Source organism: Mycobacterium sp. NGS41, from assembly GCF_059812725.1.
In genome coordinates this window covers 42,300-58,658 of the sequence record NZ_JCALDF010000003.1, presented here as the reverse complement: position 1 = coordinate 58,658, position 16,359 = coordinate 42,300, and the positions used below count along the sequence as shown (strand labels likewise).

The following is a 16,359-nucleotide window of genomic DNA, read 5'->3' as shown; positions in this document are numbered from 1 at the left end:
GTGAGGGTGGCGCGCCGGGAAGTGGTCGCGGTAGCGGCCGCGGCGGTTCTGGTGGCCGCCGCGGTCGTTCTGCCGCGGATGCACCTGGGCGTCGACCCGCGTCGCGATACCGGCCTGGAGCGGTTCGCCACGCGGGCCGGCGCCGCGCCGATCTTCGGCTATTGGGATGCCCATGTCGGCTGGGGCACCGCACCGGCAATCCTGATCGCGCTGGCCACCGTGCTGTGGGGAACGCTTGTCGCACAGCGGCTTTCGTGGCGGACGCTGACGCTGTGCAGCTGGGCCACGGCCGCCGCGTGGGCGTTTGCGCTGGCGATGATCGACGGCTGGCAGCGCGGCTTCGCCGGCCGGCTGACCACCCGCGACGAATACCTGTCGCAGGTGCCCGGCATCGTCGACATCCCCGCTACAGTGCGCACGTTCGCGAGCCGGATCGTCGACTTCCAGCCGAACTCCTGGGTCACTCACGTCTCGGGGCATCCACCGGGTGCGCTGCTGACGTTCGTCTGGCTGGACCGCATCGGCCTGCACGGCGGCGCCTGGGCCGGACTGCTGTGTCTGCTGGTCGGCTCCAGCGCCGCGGCGGCGGCGGTGATCGCCATCCGTGCGCTGGCCGACGAGCAGACCGCGCGACGGGCCGCGCCGTTCGTCGCGGTGGCGCCCACAGCGATCTGGGTCGCGGTCTCGGCCGACGGGTACTTCGCCGGAATCGCGGCGTGGGGTATCGCACTGTTGGCATTGGCGGTGCACGGCACGGTGCGGTACCCCGCTTTGGCGGCCGTCGGGGCGGGTCTGCTGGTCGGCTGGGGTGTGTTTGTCAGTTACGGCCTGCTGTTGATTGGGCTTCCGGCATTGGCGGTGCTCATCTCGGCCGGCGACTGGCGCAGGTCGCTGCGGGCGGTCGTCCCGGCCTCGCTGGCCGCTGTGGCCGTGGCGGTCGCGTTTGCTGTCGCGGGATTCTATTGGTTCGACGGCTATACCCTTGTGCAGCAACGCTATTGGCAGGGCATCGCGAAGGATCGCCCGTTTCAGTACTGGTGGTGGGCCAACCTGGCGTGCGTGGTGTGCGCGATCGGGCTGGGCAGCGTCGCGGGAATCAGTCGGGTATTCGATAAGGCCGCCATCTGTCGACGATCCGGTTTTCACCTGTTGCTGCTTGCGATGCTGGCCGCGATCGTCTGCGCCGACTTGAGCATGCTGAGCAAGGCCGAGACCGAGCGAATCTGGCTGCCCTTCACCATCTGGCTCACCGCCGCGCCCGCACTGCTGCCGGTGCGATCGCATCGGATGTGGCTGGGGCTCAACGCCGCTGGGGCGCTGCTTGTGAACAGCGTCATCTTCACCAACTGGTAGGTGGAAGTGGGGCCGAGCAGACGCAAAAACCCCCGGAAACGGCCGTTTTCGGGGGTTTTTGCGTCTGCTCGGCCACTCGCGCGTGCGTTGACGGCTTTGGTTGTGAGCGTCGGGCTTTGGTTGTGAACGTACGGCTTTGGTTGTGCATCGTGGGCGAGAACCAGCCAACTTTTCCGCCCTACAGTCACACCCAAAGCCGTCAATGCACACTCGACGCCGTCAATGCACACTCAACTGGTATGCGGCGAAACGGCTCGCGGGGCAACGCAAAAGCCGTTTACGTCTGCTCGCGCGTCAAAGCCCGGCCGCGCGGGTGGCTCGCGCGAAACGACTGCCGGGTGCGCAGGCATCACGAACGACGGCGACATCGTCGACGACATCGAAGTCCGCCAGCTGTTGCACCGATGACACGTCAATACCGCTGTCGCGCAATGCTTTCAATGTGAGCGCGCCGGTGTCGGGCCGAGACATGGGGACACCACGCAAGCATTCCGCCAACGAAGGCCTACCTACCCCCAGCACCCACCAGCCGCCGTCGCGCGCCAACCCGAGCACGGCCGGAGTCCGCAGCAGCCGGCGCGCGCAACCGGTCAGCAGATCGGCGGTGACCTGCGGAGTGTCCATGCCGATTTGCAGCACCGGCATTCCGTCAGCCGCATCGACGTGCGCGTTGACGAGCCGGTCGGCGAAGCCGTCGCCGCGCTGCTCGATCACCGTAAATGGCTCGAGCCGGCGACGCAGCTCGGCGGCCCGTGCAGCAGCATCCACGTCGCCGGTCAGCGCCACCACCCGCGCGGCCACCGGCGCACCCTCGACCGCGTCCAGCGTGTCCAGCAACGCGGCGGCGGCGATATCGGCGGCGACCCGATCACCAACCGTCGCGGCTAGCCGGGTCTTGGCGCGGCCGGGCTCCGGTGCTTTGGCGACCACCAGCAGGGTCACCGGCACGCCGCTCACGAAATCACCTTCCAGAAGTCCAGGATCGCCATCACGCTGCCCCGCAGCGAACCGCTGACCTTGGACTTGCCCCCTGTCCTCGGGCCATAGCTGATGTCGAGCTCCACCACTCGCCAGCCGGCGGCCGCAGCCCGAACCAGCAGTTCCAACGGATACCCCGACCGTCGATCGACGACGCCGAGGCTCAGCAGATCCGCCCGCCGGACTACCCGCATCGGCGCGATGTCATGCACCGGCAGGCCGTGCCGAGTGCGCAGCCGCCAGCTCATCACCACGGTGCCCACTCTTGCGACCCACGGCCAATGCAGCCCGGGCACCGGTCGGCGCCGACCGGTCACCAGATCGGCGCCACGGTCCAGTTCGGCGACCAGCCGGGGCAGGTCACCGGCATCCATCGAACCGTCGGCATCGATGACCGCCACGATCGGCGTCGTCGCCGCGACCACGCCCGCATGCACCGCCGCGCCATACCCCGGCCTCGATTCTGCGACCACCTCGGCGCCGTGGCGTCGGGCGACCCCGGAGGTGTCGTCGGTGCTGTTGTTGTCGACCACCAGCGCCCGATAGCCGGCTGGAACGGCGGCCAGCACCGCCGGTAGCGACTCCTCCTCGTTGAGGCAGGGCAGCACCACCGTCACCGCGTCATCCGGCATGGGAACCGACAATATCCCGGTGGCAATGCGGGGCCGGCATCTTCGGGGCCGCCCCCGGAAATCGATTTGCTGCGCTGAGCGCGAGAAGAGCGCAATTTTTGTACTCCCGCCGCGCCTCCTCCCCATAGCTGTGGTTAACTGTGCCCAAAAGCGAAGCGGCGGAACGCCTGACCGCCGTTACCCGAGGGGGGCATGCGAGTGCATCAAGCGCCTGACCACACGCGTGCCGGTCGCCTCGGCGCAGGGGGCTGTTGCCAGAGGATTTGACGACCCCGCCATATCCAGTTGACGCAGACGCAGCACCCCGAGCACAGGAAGCACCGATGCAACCCTTCGACGACCACCCGACACAGGCAGCCTCATTCCAGTCACCGCAATATCCACCACCGGCTCCAGGCCCCTACCCGGCGTATCCGATGACCCGGCCGACCAACACGATGGCCATCGTGGCGTTGGTGACCTCGCTGATCGTGGCTCCACTGGGATCATCTTCGGACACATTTCGCTCTCTCAGATCAAGCGCACCGGCGAGGACGGCCGGGGCCTCGCGATAGCGGGCACCGCGATCGGATATGTGGGAACCGTTTTGGGCGCCCTCAGCCTGGTCTTTTTCCTGGTGGTCATGGGCGCTATGTCCAGCGCGGTCCACCGGGCCGGCAGTGGCCACCGCTACACCGCGCCGACGACCACTTACTCCACGATCGGCGTTCCGGACTCCTCGGCGCAGGCGATCAAGAACGCGGACGTCGGCGACTGCATCAGGCGGGTGTCAGGTGCGAGGAGAAGCGACGGCACCATGGACGTGACGGTCTATCCCGCCAGCTGTGGGTCGAGTACAGCCACCGACAAAGTCGTCAAGCGCACCACCAGCCCCGCGAATTGCACTGGCGGCCAATGGGTCCAAACGAAGGCCTATTCGCCGCCGGTCGTCCTCTGTCTGTCCAAGCTGCGGTAGGCGACCGACGCCCGAAGGCGAGCCCTCAGCTGTTGCCCGGGAACTTGGGGAACTGCGGCTTGGGCTGCTGCGGCACCTGCGGCTTGGGCTGCGGCGCCACGGTGGGGATCTGCGGCGCCTGAGTCTTCGGCGGCGCGACGGTCGGCTGCTGCGTCTGGGTCTTCGGCGGCGCCACAGTCGGCTGCTGCGTGCTCGGTGCCACCGTCGTTTGCTTCGGCGCCGGAGCCTCCGTCGTTTGCTGCGTGCTTGGCGGCTGCACGCTGGTCGTCTGCGGCACCTGTGAGGTTGGCGGCTTGCTCGTAGACGGAGCCGACGGTGTGCCCGAGGGTGTCGTCTGCGTGCCTGACGGTGCCGACGGCGTGCTGGACGGTGCCGACGGCGTGCCGGATGGCGTCAACGGCACCAGCGGCTTGGTCGACGGGGTCGGCGGTGTCGACATCGTCGGCGGCGTCGTGCTCACCAACGGCTGCTTGGTCGGTGTCGACGGACTCGATACCGCCGATGACGATGGTGTGGACGACGTGCCTATGGGAGTCGGCGGCTTGAAGGGCGGCGGCACGAAGATCGGTGGCGGCCGCCAACCCGGGAACGGGATGAAGATCGGGACCGGGATCGGCAGCCTCGGGTCGGGCACGAAACCGGGGACCGGCGCCGTCGCGGACGGCGCCGACGGCGCGGACTGTATCGGCGTGACCGGCGCCCCGCCGCCCGCACCGGTACTCGGCGCCATGAGCTGCGGCGGAATGTAGCCGTTGTTGTCCGGAATGACGCCGCCCTGATACCCGGCGTTGGGCGTATCGGCCGGGGGCGCTGGCACCGGGGCCTGCTGCTGCGTGGGCAACAGCGGCATGAACTTCCCCGGGGCGGCGTTCTGATGTCCCACCACCGGCTGCGAAGCCGCCGTCGGCCGCACAGAGACCGCCACCGCGACGGCCAGCGACGCCAACCCGATCACCGCGAACGCCACCACAGCGTTGCCGATCAGCACCGACCCTCGGCTGAGCTTCGCCGGCTCGCCCTCTTCTTCCTCGTCCTCGACGAATTCGTCGCCGTACTCGTCTTCGAACGGAAGCAGCTCGTGGTCGTCGGCCATCGAGTACGCCAACTGCGGTTCCTCGCCAGCCGCAGCGGCGCTGGCAGCCGCGGGGGTGTACGCCGTCGCATCCCCGCCGTACTGCGGCGAGATCATCGCCGTCGCGTCGTCGCTGTACTGCGGCGACATCATCGCCGTCGCATCTCCGCCGTACTGCGGTGCCATCGCGGTCGCATCCGCGCCGTACTGCGGAGCCATCGCCGTCGCGTCCCCGGCCAGCGCAGCCGATCGGCCCATCGTCGGCGGCAAAGCCGACATCGCCGCACCACGGGCCAGCGCAAACGTGGGGTCCTCGGGAACCGACACCCGCATCGTCGCGTCCCGAAGCTGGTCAGCAACATGGGACGTCAGCTCGGACGACGAGCCCACCAGGTAGACATCGCGCACCCCGCCGGCCTGGTCGCCCAGCCGGGCCATCATGGTGTCCAGGGCGCCGGTCGCGTCGTCTCCGGCAAACGGACCGGCGGCCAGCACCGTCGGCGGCGAATCCGGGTCACCGACCGTCGCCGCCGGCGCCAGCAGCGTCGCGGCCTCATCGCCGACCAGCAGCACCGCAGAGTCTCGCGGCCCCGCGGCGCGCATCAGAGCCGTCGCGGCCTGCTGCTCTCCCAACACGATGACGTTCTGCACCCCGGAGTGCTCCAACGCCTGCCGCAGCCGATCCGAATTGGGACCGTCTGACCAGCACAAACGGGTGGCGACTAGCCGGTGGTTCTCGTCAGCCAGCAACCGATTGGTGCCGACGACGGTTTCGGTCAATCGCTGGATCGGGTTGTCGGACAGATCAACGACGGATTGGTCGATGACGCCGCCACCGTCCGCGCCTGACCCGACAAGTGCCAAGCGGGCAACCCGGTCTGCGACCGCCACCCCCAACACGACGTCCATCGCGGCTCTCCTTCGCCTGGCCACCCCGCAACCAGCAATGCTCCAGCATCATTACACTGCGGTACCGTCGGCAGTATCCAACATCGGGATTAGATTCGCCTATGAACGCAGCGTAACCAGGTTTGCACAGCCTTCCCACAGCCTTGGACGGGCACCGCAGAGCAACGTTTGCGGATTTGTCGGTTCCCAGCCCCTGCCGCGTCGTCCGATCGGAGAATATGGTCTCAAGAGAGCATCCGCCCCACGGGGTGTGCTCCGCGCCGACAGTAACCATCCGCGACCACCGGGGGGCCTCGTGAGCCAGAGCAGCGACGAAACGCCTACCGGCCCCATCCGCGGGATGGCTCCGGCCGCGCCCACGTCGCCGGCGCCGGCCGCCCCGGGCGTCACGTCCGCCGACCCGACGCGGCGGCGGAGCCCCGTCCGTAGCCTGGCCGCCGCCCTCCTGCTCGTCGTCGCGCCGTTCCTGCCCTGGAACCTGTACTTCGGCGTCGGAGTCCCGAACAGCAAGCTTGTGCTGTTTGCGCTCGTAGGGGTTGCGACGCTGCTGTCGCTCGTGGCGATCGTCGTCCCGGCGGCCCGGTTGCGACTCCTGCTGAACGTCCCCTATTGGCTGCTGGTGCTCGGTTTCGTCGGCTACGACGTGTTCCAAACAGTCCGGTTCGGCGGCAGCGTGCACGTGGCGGGCGGGGTCGGCCCGGGGGCGTGGCTGGGGACGGCCGGCTCGGTGCTGAGCGCGCAACCGCTGATCGCCGGCGCGGCCACGCACGACGAGCACGCTAGTGGTTGGCCGCGGGCCGCCAAGGTCATCGGCTACGCGTCGATGATCGGTGCGACGCTCAGCACGGCGTTCAATCTCTTCTGGCGGATTCGGTTCGCCTTGCATGACATGTCCGGTGCCGGCTTCGGCAAGCAGAACATCGCGGTGATCGCAACCGCGACGGTGTACGGCCTGGTGGCTTTGATAGCGGTCCTCATCGCGTCCAGGTGGCTGGTCAGGAGCGCGAAGCCATCCCAGCTGGCGACGGTCGCGCTGGGGTCGTCGACGCTGCTGGCCGGGATTGTGGTGTGGTTCCTTCCGGTCGGCCGCGACATCGACGCCTTTCACGGCATAGCGCAGAACACGTCGACGGCGGGAGTCGGTTTCGAGGGTTTTCTGGCGTGGGCCATCGGCGCGGCGATCTTCGCGCCGCGGGTATTGCCGGGCTACCGCAAGGGCCCGCCCGGCGACGAAATCGCCTGGCGGACAGCGGCCCGACAGGGCTTGACGCTGATCCTGGTGTGGGGCCTGGGGTCGGTGCTGATGAGACTGACCGACCTCGCGGTAGCCGTGTCGTTGAACTATCCGTACTCCCGCTACGACACCCTGACGCTGGCCGGATTCGACCTGATCACCGCGGTGCTGGCGATCTGGCTGCGAGCCAAGCTTTCCAATAGTTCCGCCTCGGCGAGACTGACCATGTCGCTGTGTGGGTTGCTCGTCACCTTCACCGTCGCTCGCGTCGTGGTGGGCGTCGTGCTGGCGCCGCGGTTCCTGGAGCCCCCGGGTGGCGGCGCATGGAACAACCCGGTCTACGGAAACAACCTCGCCCAGCAGATCAGCAGCACCTTCGACGTGGCTCTGTGTGGGCTGGCCGTCGGGATCCTCATCGCGCTCAGAATCGCCGCTCAGCTCAGCGGTCGACGGCTACGCCGCCGCCGACGGCGCGTCCCCGTGCATTCGGCCAGGCGAGCCGCCCCGGGAGCGCCTCCCCCGCCATCTTCTGCGGAGACGACCCGCATCCCGGCCGGAGGCCACGGCCCCGGTGGGCAACCGGGCACCGGCCCGGTGCCGCAGCTGGCCGGCTCCGGCGGCCCACGGATATTCCGTGGGGACGACTCGGCCACCCAGCAGATATCGCTGCGACCACCCGCGCAGCGACCTACGCCCAAGATCTACCGTCCGCCGCAAGACTCGGGCTAAAGCCCCGCTCAGCGCAGCGGCGCAAACGCGAACTCGCGCAGGCCGTCGCATGGATCCACCGCCGCGCGAAAACCCAGCACCTCGGCGGCCCGGCTGGGATCGGCGACGATATGGCGCACGTCGCCGCTGCGGTATTCACCAGTGATGACCGGCGACACGGGGCCGCCGCGGGCCTCGCACAATGCGTTGGCCACATCCAGGATGGAAATCGGCCGCCCCGAACAGACGTTGACCGCGGTAAAGCCGTCAACGTCTGCTCGGACCGCCGCGAGATTGGCTTCGGCCACGTCGTCGACGTGCACGAAGTCGCGCATCTGACCACCGTCTTCGAAAACCTTTGGCGGCTTGCCGGTTTCGAGCGCCGAGCGGAAGATCGCCGCCACTCCGGAGTACGGGGTGTCGCGCGGCATGCCGGGGCCGTAGACGTTGTGATAGCGCAACGCCACCACCGAACCGCCGGTCGCCTCCGACCACGCCAGCGCGTAATGCTCCTGCGCGGTCTTGCTCGCCGCGTACAGGCTGCGCGGGCGCAGCGGGGCGTCCTCGTCGACCAGCCGCCAGGCGACCGGCGCGCCGCACATCGGGCAGCGGTGCTCGAAGACTCCGGCGTCGAGGTCGGCGCGCCGCCGAGGCAACGGATCGACCGGCCCGTGTTCTGGGCAGGCGTAGTTGCCCTGCCCGTAGACCACCATCGACGACCCCAGCACCAGACGCCGCACCCCGGCCGCGAACATCTGCGCCAGCAGCACCGTGGTGGCGAAATCGTTGTGGCCGCCGTAGGCGGGGGCGTCGGCGGCGTCTACGCCGGCACCTACCATCGCGGCCTGGTGACAGACCAGGTCCACGCCGGCCAGGAGCGCCTTGAGGGCGTCGGCGTCGCGGATGTCGACTTGCCGGCATTGCGGCGGCAGCACCGGATGTGTTCCGTGCGCGGCGGGTAGCAGCGCGTCGACGGCGATCACGTCGTGACCAGCCGCCCGCAACGCGGCATCCACCCGGGAGCCGATGAAACCTGCGGCGCCGGTGAGCAATACCCTCATGGCAGCTCTATCGGCAACGTGACGCCGGTATGCGCCAGGCAGTGCGTGCAGGCGTTCTCGTCGTCGACCCGACCGATCGCTTCCTTTACCAACTTTTTGAACGGCTCCATGTTTCGCTGGAATTGGGCGAACACGTCGACGGCTTTGACGCCTTCGCCGGCAGTGACGCCAGCATCCAGATCTGTCACCAAAGCGATTGCCGCATAGCATATTTCGAGTTCACGGGCGAGTACCGCCTCCGGGTAGCCGGTCATGTTGACCAGGCTGAAGCCCGCGCTGGCGAACCACCGGCTTTCGGCGCGGGTGGAAAACCGCGGCCCCTGGATCACCACCATGGTGCCGCCGTCGAACACACCGGGTATGCCGGTGGCTCCAATAATCGAGGCCCGCAGCGCCGGGCAGTAGGGATCGGCGAAGTCGACGTGGATGGCGCCGGAGTCGAAATAGGTGTCCGCGCGGCCGGTGGTCCGGTCGACCAGCTGGTCTGGAACCACCACGACACCGGGGCCGAATTCGGGTTTCAGGCTGCCGACCGCACAGGGTGCGAAAACCCGCCGCACACCGAGCGCGCGCAGGGCCCACATATTGGCCCGATACGGCACGGTGTGCGCCGAGTATTCGTGGTTGGCGCCGTGCCGGGGCAGGAATGCCACTTCGTGGTGGTCAATGAAGCCGATCGTGATCGGGCCGCTGGGTTTGCCATAGGGGGTGTCCGGATACACGGTGCGTTCGTCGGACCCGAGGAAGGTGTAGAAACCGCTGCCGCCGATCACTCCGAGCATGTGCCCATTGTGGTGCATGGGGCAGGATGCCTTACTTTGCCTTGGTGGCCACTTTCACGCAGTGGATCTCCGGGGCACGGCCGCGCACGCTGCCCAACGCAGTCGCACCCATCGTCGCGGGCACCGGCGCCGCGGCCTGGCTGCACGCCGCGGTGTGGTGGAAAGCGCTGCTGGCGCTGGTTGTCGCGGTGGGTCTGATCATCGGGGTCAACTACGCCAACGACTACTCCGACGGCATCCGCGGCACCGACGACAACCGGGCCGGGCCGGTGCGGCTGGTGGGTTCGCGGCTGGCGACGCCGCGCGCGGTGCTGGGCGCCGCGATCGTAGGTCTGACGGTCGGCGCGGTGGCCGGGCTGGTATTGGCGCTGATCACCGCGCCCTGGCTGATCGCGGTCGGCGCAGCCTGCATCGCTGGGGCGTGGCTGTACACCGGCGGGTCTCGGCCGTACGGCTATGCGGGTTTCGGCGAGCTCGCGGTATTCGTGTTCTTCGGCCTGGTCGCGGCGCTGGGCACGCAGTACACCCAGGCGTTACGAGTGGACTGGGTGGGGTTGGTACTGGCGGTGGCTACCGGGGCGTTGTCGTCGTCGGTGCTGGTGGCCAACAATCTGCGGGATATCCCCACCGATGCGCAGTCGCAGAAGTTGACCCTGGCCGTCCGCCTGGGAGATGCCCGCACCCGGGTGCTGTACCAGGCATTGCTGGCGACCGCCGGAGTCCTGACGCTGGTGCTGATGGCCGCGACGCCGTGGTGTGCCGTGGGTTTGGTGGCCGCGCCACTGGCCCTGCGTGCCGCTGGGCCGGTGCGCTCCGGCCGCACTGGTCCGGAGTTGATCCCGGTGCTGCGCGACACCGGGCTGGCGATGGTGGTCTGGGCGATTGCGGTAGCAACGGCCCTGGCTTTTTAGGGTGAGCAGACGCAAAAGCACCCCAAATCGGTGATTTTGGGGTGCTTCTGCGTCTGCTCGCCAGCACGTGTCTACAGTCGATTAAGGCCGGGGGGTCAGACAACCAGCAAACGAGGTCGGGTATGACGGAGATCGCCACCACCAGCGGCGCCAAGAGCATCGGCATGCTCAGCGTCGGGGCGTACCGACCTGAGCGGGTGGTCACCAATGAGGAGATCTGCCAGAACATCGACTCGTCCGACGAATGGATTTACTCCCGCACCGGGATCAAAACCCGCCGCTTTGCCGCCGACGACGAATCCGCCGCTTCCATGGCCGCTGAGGCGTGTCGGCGGGCACTGTCGAACGCCTCTCTCGAAGCAACCGACATTAACGGCGTGATCCTCACCACCAACACCCATTTCCTGCAGACCCCGCCGGCCGCTCCAATGGTCGCAGCGGCCTTGGGCGCCAAGGATATTCTCGGGTTCGATCTCTCCGCCGGGTGCGCGGGATTCGGGTACGCGCTCGGCGTCGCAGCCGACATGATCCGTGGCGGGGGCGCCGACAAGATGCTGGTGGTCGGCACGGAGAAACTGTCCCCCACCATCGACATGTACGACCGCGGCAACTGCTTCATCTTCGCCGACGGCGCGGCGGCAGTGGTGGTGGGCGAAACACCGTTCCAGGGCATTGGACCGACCGTTGCGGGTAGCGACGGGGAACAGGCCAACGCCATACGCCAGGACATCGACTGGATCACGTTTGCGCAGAACCCAAGTGGCCCACGCCCATTCGTGCGGCTGGAAGGTCCCGCGGTGTTCCGCTGGGCGGCGTTCAAGATGGGTGATGTCGGGCGCAGGGCACTGGACGCGGCCGGGGTCGGACCCGATCAGATCGACGTGTTCGTACCTCATCAAGCCAACAGCCGGATCAACGAACTGCTGGTCAAGAATCTGCAGTTGCGGCCGGACGTGATCGTCGCCAACGACATCGAGCAAGCCGGAAACACTTCGGCGGCGTCCGTTCCGTTGGCCATGGCCGAACTACTGGCGACGGGTGCAGCCAAGCCAGGCGATCTGGCCCTGCTGATCGGCTACGGCGCGGGCTTGAGCTATGCCGCGCAGGTAGTCAGGATGCCACTGCACAGCGACGCGTAGCTCACTGCTCGTCGGTGGGCTCCTCGTCGATGGGCTCCTCGTCGATGGGTTCCTCGTCGGGCAGCGCCTCACCGCGCAACCGCGCCCGCAACTTTTCCCGTTCCGCGCGCCGGCGCTCGCCGGTGACGGCAAGCGCCGCGGTGGCGCGCCGGCGCAGCGGGCTGAACACCCAGATACCCAACGGCATCGCGATGATCAGCGCGAACAGCGCCGCAACGGCGATCGGGAATTGAGTGACCCCCAGCAACCGCGCCACCCCGTAAATCGCAGCGCCGACTACCACCACCAAGAGCAGCCGGGCCGTCGCATACAGGACGACATCACGGACTGCCCGATCCCCACTGGTCCCAGTGGTATTGCCGCTCGGCCCTTTTGACACAGCCCGAGCCTACGGCGCGGGTATATTCGCTCCAAGGAGGTGTTGAGTGCTGTACCTGCTCCTGGTCCTGGTTTTGGGGACGCTGATCTACTTCGGCTGGCGCGCGGCGCGGGCACAGGCCACCCGGCCGAAGACTCGCGTCATCGGACCCGACGACGATCCCGACTTCTTGTGGCGGTTAGGCCACGGGGACAACAACCCGCGTTAGGCGAAGCCCGGGTTCGGCCGCTGATCGCCGGGGAAACCATCGGCTACAACGGCTGCCAGTTCGGTGAGCGCTTCGCGGGTCTGCCGCCGCAGCCGGGACAGATCCACCTCGGCGCCCTCCTCGAGATGTGGGTCGAAAGGCACCAGTCGCACCGCGCGGCAGCGCCGTGAGAAGTGGTCGACCACCTTTTGCATGTCAACATTGCCCGACCGGGGCCGCACCGCGTTGATCACCGCGACCGACGAGCGCACCAGGTCTTCGTGGCCATGCGCGTCCAGCCAGTCCAATGTCGCCGACGCGCTGCGCGCCCCGTCGATGGAGCCCGAGCTGACCACGATCAGGGCATCGGATTTGGCCAGCACCGCCGACATGGCCGAGTGCAGCAGTCCGGTGCCGCAGTCGGTGATCACCAGGCCGTAGAAGCGCTCCAGGATGTCCAGGGTGCGCGAGTAGTCCTCGGCGCTGAACGCGTCCGACACGGCCGGATCGCTCTCGGACGCCAGCACTTCCAGCCCACTGGGCCCCCGGGAGGTGTAACGGAAGACATCGCTGTAGCGCTCGATGGTTCCGGCGTCGTGCAGCAACTGCCGCACGGTCGCCGTCGTCTCCAACGGAATCTTCTGGCTCAGCGTCCCGCGGTCCGGGTTGGCGTCCACGGCCACCACCCGATCGCCGCGGATGGAGGCCAGCGTGGCGCCCAGCGTCGCGGCGATCGTGGTCTTGCCGACACCACCCTTCAGTGACAGCACCGCGATTCGGTAGCAGCCCCGCAACGGCCGATTCACCTGGGCCACCAGATCGTTGTGCCGGGCGGCCCGGGGGCTCTCTCCCACGTTGATCAGCTGCCCGGACATGACGTAGAGCAGGCGGCGCCAGCCCTCCGTCGGCGGTGGTTTGACCGGTCGCAACAGCATGCCGGTGGACAGCTCCGGGTACGGCGTGTGCGGCACCGCTTCCGGGCGATGCGGGGCATCCACGCGAGCGTGGGGCGCTTCACCCGGGCCGGTGTAGTAGCCGCCGAATCCCGGTTCGATGGGCCGGATGCCGGTCGCCGGAGCGGAGTCCCACGGCGGCAACCCGGCGGGCGCGGTGGGCGGAACCACGCCGCGCGGGTCGACTCCACCACGCCGCGGCTCGGTACGGAAACCGGCGAAGGCGCGGGTTGGGGGCTCGCTGCCGGCTGGGGAGTGCGGGTCGGAGGGCGGCTCGCCTTGGTACGGCGGTATTTCCGTGGTCGGATGATCCACCGCGCTGCGGCCACCCTGGCCGGAGGGCGCCCCCACGCCCGTCGTTGGATGCTCGGACACGTGCCCTGCCCCCTTCTCGGCCGCTTGGCCTGTTGATTGAGTCGAAGCCGGTTCGACTGCTGACGATCGGTCAGCCCACGCCCGCATAGGAATGCAGACCTACAGTCACCAGGTTAACGAAGAACAGGTTGAAGACCATCGCGACGAACCCCACGAGGTTGATCCAGGCCGCCTTCCTGTCCCGCCATCCGGCCGTTGACCTGGCATGCAGGTACGCCGCGTAGACCACCCACGCAATGAACGAAACGGTCTCCTTGGGGTCCCAGCCCCAGTACCTGCCCCACGCTTGCTCGGCCCAGATGGCGCCGAAGATCACTCCGAAACCGAACACCGGGAACGCGAAGATCGTGGTGCGGTAGGCGACCCGGTCCAGCGTCTGCGGGTCGGGGAACCGCTGCACCACCCGGGCCAGCGCGCCCTCGGCGCCGTCCGGGCCGGGCTCCCCCAGCGGCGATGTGCGCAGCAGGAACAGGATGCTGGCGATGCCGGCGACCAGGAACACCCCCGAACCGAGGCTGACGACCGACACGTGAATGGGCAGCCAGTAGGACTGCAACGCGGGCATCACGGGCGCGGCATTGGCGTAGAGCCAGCGTCCGGAAACCGTGAGCAGGATCAGCACCGGTACCAGCAGAAAGACCCACAGCGGGCGGTACTGCGGGCGGCGCAACACGATCGCTCCGGCGACCAGGCCGCTGAAGCAGGTCAGGTTGATGAACTCGTACATGTTGCCCCACGGCACCCGCATGGTGGCGGCGCCGCGCAGCACGATGCAGGCGAACAGCAGCCCGATGCCGAGGTAGACCACGGCCAGCCCGGCCCGCCCGACGCGTTCGTCGAACGGCCGCTGCGGATCGTCCACCACGACGCCGGGAGTAGAGCTGTCGGCGGTAACAGCGCCGGCCAGCACCCGGGCGCGGGTGTCGACACGGCGGCCGCCGACGTAGGCCAGCTCGAACGCCATCAGCAGCAGCGCGACCACCAGCGCGACCACCGCCGAGGTGAACGCCCAGTCGGAATACCTGGACAAACCGATATTGACGTGCACGGTGTTCATTTGGCGCCCACCTCAGAACTCCTTTTGGCGGTCGTTTCGGCCGGGCTATCGTTCGCGTCAGCCTCGGTGCCTTCGGCCCGTCCCAGCCCGGCCAGTAGCCGCTCGGTCAGCCGCTCGAACTCGTCGCCCCAGCCGGAGTTGTCGGTGCGTGCCAGGCCGCCCAGCTCGACGTTCACCGTACCGGGGGCCTCGTCACCGGCGGGCGTCAGCCGAACCCAGACCCGCCGCCGTCGTACCAGCAGCGACACCAAGAGTCCGGCCATCATCGTGACGGCGAAAACCAGCACCCAGGTCTGACCTGGGTCGTGCGAGACCTGCAGGTTGACGAACGGCACGGCGCCGTCGAAGCGGACCGTGGTGCCGGCGCCCGGGCCCTGGTCGATGCGGACCTGCTCCCCGGCGCGCAGGTTCACCCGCTTTTCCTTGATCAGCCGGCCCTGCTCGATCAGCCGCGGGTCCAGGGTGAACAGCGACTGCGGCCGCCCGGTGTCCAGCCCGGTGTCGCCGCGGTAGATGTCGATGGCCACCGCCGGGTCGTTGAGCGCCGGGAACCGCGACGACAGCAGGGTCCCGTCGAGCTGCTCGGTCGGCGCCAGCAGGCCCTGGATCGCGATTTCGTGTTGGCGGCGCTCCTCGGCGGTGGGATAGCTGCCGCCCGGCGGGTCGATGCGAGCCACGCCCGACGACAGCAGCGTCTGCGGGTTGTCGGGTCGCCATTGCACGGTTGACGTGCGGGTTTGCCCGTTCGGGAAGGTCACCGTGAAGGTGGGCGCGTAGCCGTGGCCCTGCAGGTAGACCCGGTCGCCGCCGATCCGCAGCGGATGGTTGACCTCCAGCCGGTAGGGCCGCCAGGTGTTCGCCGACAGGTCCTGGCCCGCTTGATAGACGATGTCCGCAGCGAACGAGGTGGCCTGCCCGGACTGCAGGTAGTTTGCCGCGAAGTCGTTGACCCTGATGCAGATCGGGTGCAGCGACGTGCCGTCGACGGTATTGCCGGCGCGGAACGAGTCGAACGCGGCGGGCGACGCCGAGCAGACGCCGGGGCCGCCATCGGCGATGACGATCACGTTGCCCTCGTAGCCGAACAGCTTGCCGACGGCCACCGCGACCAGCAGGCCCAGCAGCGAGAAGTGGAACAGCAAGTTGCCGAATTCGCGCAGATAGCCCTTCTCGGCCGACACTTCCAGGATGTCGCCCTGGTGTCGGGTGGTCGTGCGCCAGCCGCGCAGTCGGCCCGCGATGGTGTCGGCCATTTCTTGCGGCTCGCCAACGGCCTGGGCAGTGGCGTGCTTGGGGAGGCGGGCCAGGTTGCGCGGGGCGGCCACCGGGGTGGCGCGCAGGCCGCGGGCCTGCTCGATCATCCGCGGGGTGAGGCAGCCGACGAGGGACACGAACAGCAGCACGTAGATGGCGGTGAACCAGAAGCTGGAGAACACGTTGAAGACCTGCAGCTCGTTGAGCCACGGTCCGATCACCGGGTGGGCCCTCAGGTAGTCGTCGACCTTGCCGGCGTTGAGGCTGCGTTGCGGCAACAGTGCACCGGGTATCGCACCGAGCGCCAGCAGGAACAGCAGCACCAGCGCGGTGCCCATCGACGTCAGCGACCGCCACATGTTGCGGGCTTTCCCCGCGAGCAGACGCAAAAGCCCCCAAAATGGGCCATTTTGGGGTGCT

Annotated in this window: 15 protein-coding genes and 1 pseudogene; 7 read left to right on the top strand and 9 right to left on the bottom strand. The window is 68.3% G+C overall.

Features of this window, described 5'->3' with window-relative positions:
• Positions 1-1,353, top strand: a complete 1,353-nt coding sequence (locus tag AC5Y21_RS04105; protein ID WP_499909697.1) for a hypothetical protein — start codon at positions 1-3, stop codon at positions 1,351-1,353.
• Positions 1,354-1,647: 294 nt separating this feature from the next.
• Here AC5Y21_RS04105 and AC5Y21_RS04100 read toward each other — a convergent pair whose 3' ends face one another.
• The gene (locus AC5Y21_RS04100) at positions 1,648-2,310 is read right to left on the bottom strand and encodes a TIGR04282 family arsenosugar biosynthesis glycosyltransferase (RefSeq protein ID WP_499909695.1); all 663 of its coding nucleotides are present in this window, start codon (positions 2,308-2,310) and stop codon (positions 1,648-1,650) included.
• Positions 2,307-2,963 carry a glycosyltransferase family 2 protein gene (locus AC5Y21_RS04095; protein WP_499909693.1) on the bottom strand — a complete coding sequence of 219 codons (657 nt, stop codon included), beginning with the start codon at positions 2,961-2,963 and terminating at the stop codon, positions 2,307-2,309. Before AC5Y21_RS04095 ends, AC5Y21_RS04100 begins: the two co-directional genes overlap by 4 nt.
• Positions 2,964-3,447: 484 nt before the next feature.
• On the opposite strand from AC5Y21_RS04095, the pseudogene AC5Y21_RS04090 reads away from it, so the two are divergent.
• Both AC5Y21_RS04090 and AC5Y21_RS04085 read left to right on the top strand, forming a co-directional pair.
• Positions 3,448-3,504, top strand: a pseudogene (locus AC5Y21_RS04090) (DUF4190 domain-containing protein); the annotation flags it as partial.
• 33 nt (positions 3,505-3,537) lie between these two features.
• On the top strand, positions 3,538-3,918 hold the full coding sequence (locus AC5Y21_RS04085; RefSeq protein WP_499909691.1) for an LppU/SCO3897 family protein: 381 nt from the start codon (positions 3,538-3,540) through the stop codon (positions 3,916-3,918).
• 25 nt (positions 3,919-3,943) lie between these two features.
• Here AC5Y21_RS04085 and AC5Y21_RS04080 read toward each other — a convergent pair whose 3' ends face one another.
• Entirely contained in the window at positions 3,944-5,899 is a 1,956-nt protein-coding gene (locus AC5Y21_RS04080) for a DUF7159 family protein (protein ID WP_499909689.1), read from the bottom strand.
• Positions 5,900-6,239: 340 nt separating this feature from the next.
• Between AC5Y21_RS04080 and AC5Y21_RS04075 the strand changes: the two genes are divergently transcribed.
• Positions 6,240-7,862 carry a DUF7937 domain-containing protein gene (locus AC5Y21_RS04075; protein ID WP_499910161.1) on the top strand — a complete coding sequence of 541 codons (1,623 nt, stop codon included), beginning with the start codon at positions 6,240-6,242 and terminating at the stop codon, positions 7,860-7,862.
• Positions 7,863-7,870: 8 nt separating this feature from the next.
• Here the strand turns inward: AC5Y21_RS04075 and AC5Y21_RS04070 are convergent, their stop codons facing one another.
• Both AC5Y21_RS04070 and AC5Y21_RS04065 read right to left on the bottom strand, forming a co-directional pair.
• Complete coding sequence (locus AC5Y21_RS04070; protein ID WP_499909687.1) at positions 7,871-8,902, bottom strand: NAD-dependent epimerase/dehydratase family protein; 1,032 nt, start codon at positions 8,900-8,902, stop codon at positions 7,871-7,873.
• On the bottom strand, positions 8,899-9,684 hold the full coding sequence (locus AC5Y21_RS04065) for an S-methyl-5'-thioadenosine phosphorylase (RefSeq protein WP_499909685.1): 786 nt from the start codon (positions 9,682-9,684) through the stop codon (positions 8,899-8,901). The genes AC5Y21_RS04070 and AC5Y21_RS04065 overlap by 4 nt, the downstream gene beginning before the upstream one ends.
• Positions 9,685-9,728: 44 nt before the next feature.
• Here AC5Y21_RS04065 and AC5Y21_RS04060 point away from each other — a divergent pair, with 44 nt between their 5' ends.
• Positions 9,729-10,595, top strand: coding sequence for a 1,4-dihydroxy-2-naphthoate polyprenyltransferase (locus AC5Y21_RS04060; protein WP_499909683.1), 867 nt, complete (start codon positions 9,729-9,731; stop codon positions 10,593-10,595).
• Positions 10,596-10,717: 122 nt separating this feature from the next.
• Entirely contained in the window at positions 10,718-11,734 is a 1,017-nt protein-coding gene (fabH, locus tag AC5Y21_RS04055; RefSeq protein ID WP_499909681.1) for a beta-ketoacyl-ACP synthase III, read from the top strand.
• A 1-nt stretch (position 11,735) separates the two neighbouring features.
• Here fabH and AC5Y21_RS04050 read toward each other — a convergent pair whose 3' ends face one another.
• Positions 11,736-12,113 carry a DUF4229 domain-containing protein gene (locus AC5Y21_RS04050; protein ID WP_499909679.1) on the bottom strand — a complete coding sequence of 126 codons (378 nt, stop codon included), beginning with the start codon at positions 12,111-12,113 and terminating at the stop codon, positions 11,736-11,738.
• Between the two features lie 46 nt (positions 12,114-12,159).
• On the opposite strand from AC5Y21_RS04050, the gene AC5Y21_RS04045 reads away from it, so the two are divergent.
• Positions 12,160-12,321 carry a hypothetical protein gene (locus AC5Y21_RS04045; RefSeq protein ID WP_499909677.1) on the top strand — a complete coding sequence of 54 codons (162 nt, stop codon included), beginning with the start codon at positions 12,160-12,162 and terminating at the stop codon, positions 12,319-12,321.
• Here the strand turns inward: AC5Y21_RS04045 and AC5Y21_RS04040 are convergent.
• The 3 genes from AC5Y21_RS04040 to resB all read right to left on the bottom strand — a co-directional run bounded on the left by AC5Y21_RS04040 (position 12,318) and on the right by resB (position 16,298).
• Positions 12,318-13,628, bottom strand: coding sequence for a MinD/ParA family ATP-binding protein (locus AC5Y21_RS04040; protein WP_499909675.1), 1,311 nt, complete (start codon positions 13,626-13,628; stop codon positions 12,318-12,320). The two genes, AC5Y21_RS04045 and AC5Y21_RS04040, sit on opposite strands and share 4 nt — an antisense overlap.
• Positions 13,629-13,698: 70 nt before the next feature.
• Positions 13,699-14,685 (bottom strand): c-type cytochrome biogenesis protein CcsB, encoded by a 987-nt coding sequence (gene ccsB, locus AC5Y21_RS04035; protein ID WP_499909673.1) that lies wholly within the window; start codon positions 14,683-14,685, stop codon positions 13,699-13,701.
• Complete coding sequence (resB, locus tag AC5Y21_RS04030) at positions 14,682-16,298, bottom strand: cytochrome c biogenesis protein ResB (RefSeq protein WP_499909671.1); 1,617 nt, start codon at positions 16,296-16,298, stop codon at positions 14,682-14,684. The genes ccsB and resB overlap by 4 nt, the downstream gene beginning before the upstream one ends.
• Between the last annotated feature and the right edge of the window lie 61 nt (positions 16,299-16,359).

Excerpts from the sequence above, each read along its gene's own strand:
- AC5Y21_RS04095 (WP_499909693.1), bottom strand. The coding sequence starts at position 2,963 with ATGCCGGATGACGCGGTGACGGTGGTGCTGCCCTGCCTCAACGAGGAG.
- AC5Y21_RS04080 (WP_499909689.1), bottom strand. The coding sequence starts at position 5,899 with ATGGACGTCGTGTTGGGGGTGGCGGTCGCAGACCGGGTTGCCCGCTTG.
- AC5Y21_RS04075 (WP_499910161.1), top strand. The coding sequence starts at position 6,240 with ATGGCTCCGGCCGCGCCCACGTCGCCGGCGCCGGCCGCCCCGGGCGTC.
- AC5Y21_RS04070 (WP_499909687.1), bottom strand. The coding sequence starts at position 8,902 with ATGAGGGTATTGCTCACCGGCGCCGCAGGTTTCATCGGCTCCCGGGTG.
- AC5Y21_RS04065 (WP_499909685.1), bottom strand. The coding sequence starts at position 9,684 with ATGCTCGGAGTGATCGGCGGCAGCGGTTTCTACACCTTCCTCGGGTCC.
- fabH (WP_499909681.1), top strand. The coding sequence starts at position 10,718 with ATGACGGAGATCGCCACCACCAGCGGCGCCAAGAGCATCGGCATGCTC.
- ccsB (WP_499909673.1), bottom strand. The coding sequence starts at position 14,685 with ATGAACACCGTGCACGTCAATATCGGTTTGTCCAGGTATTCCGACTGG.
- resB (WP_499909671.1), bottom strand. The coding sequence starts at position 16,298 with ATGTGGCGGTCGCTGACGTCGATGGGCACCGCGCTGGTGCTGCTGTTC.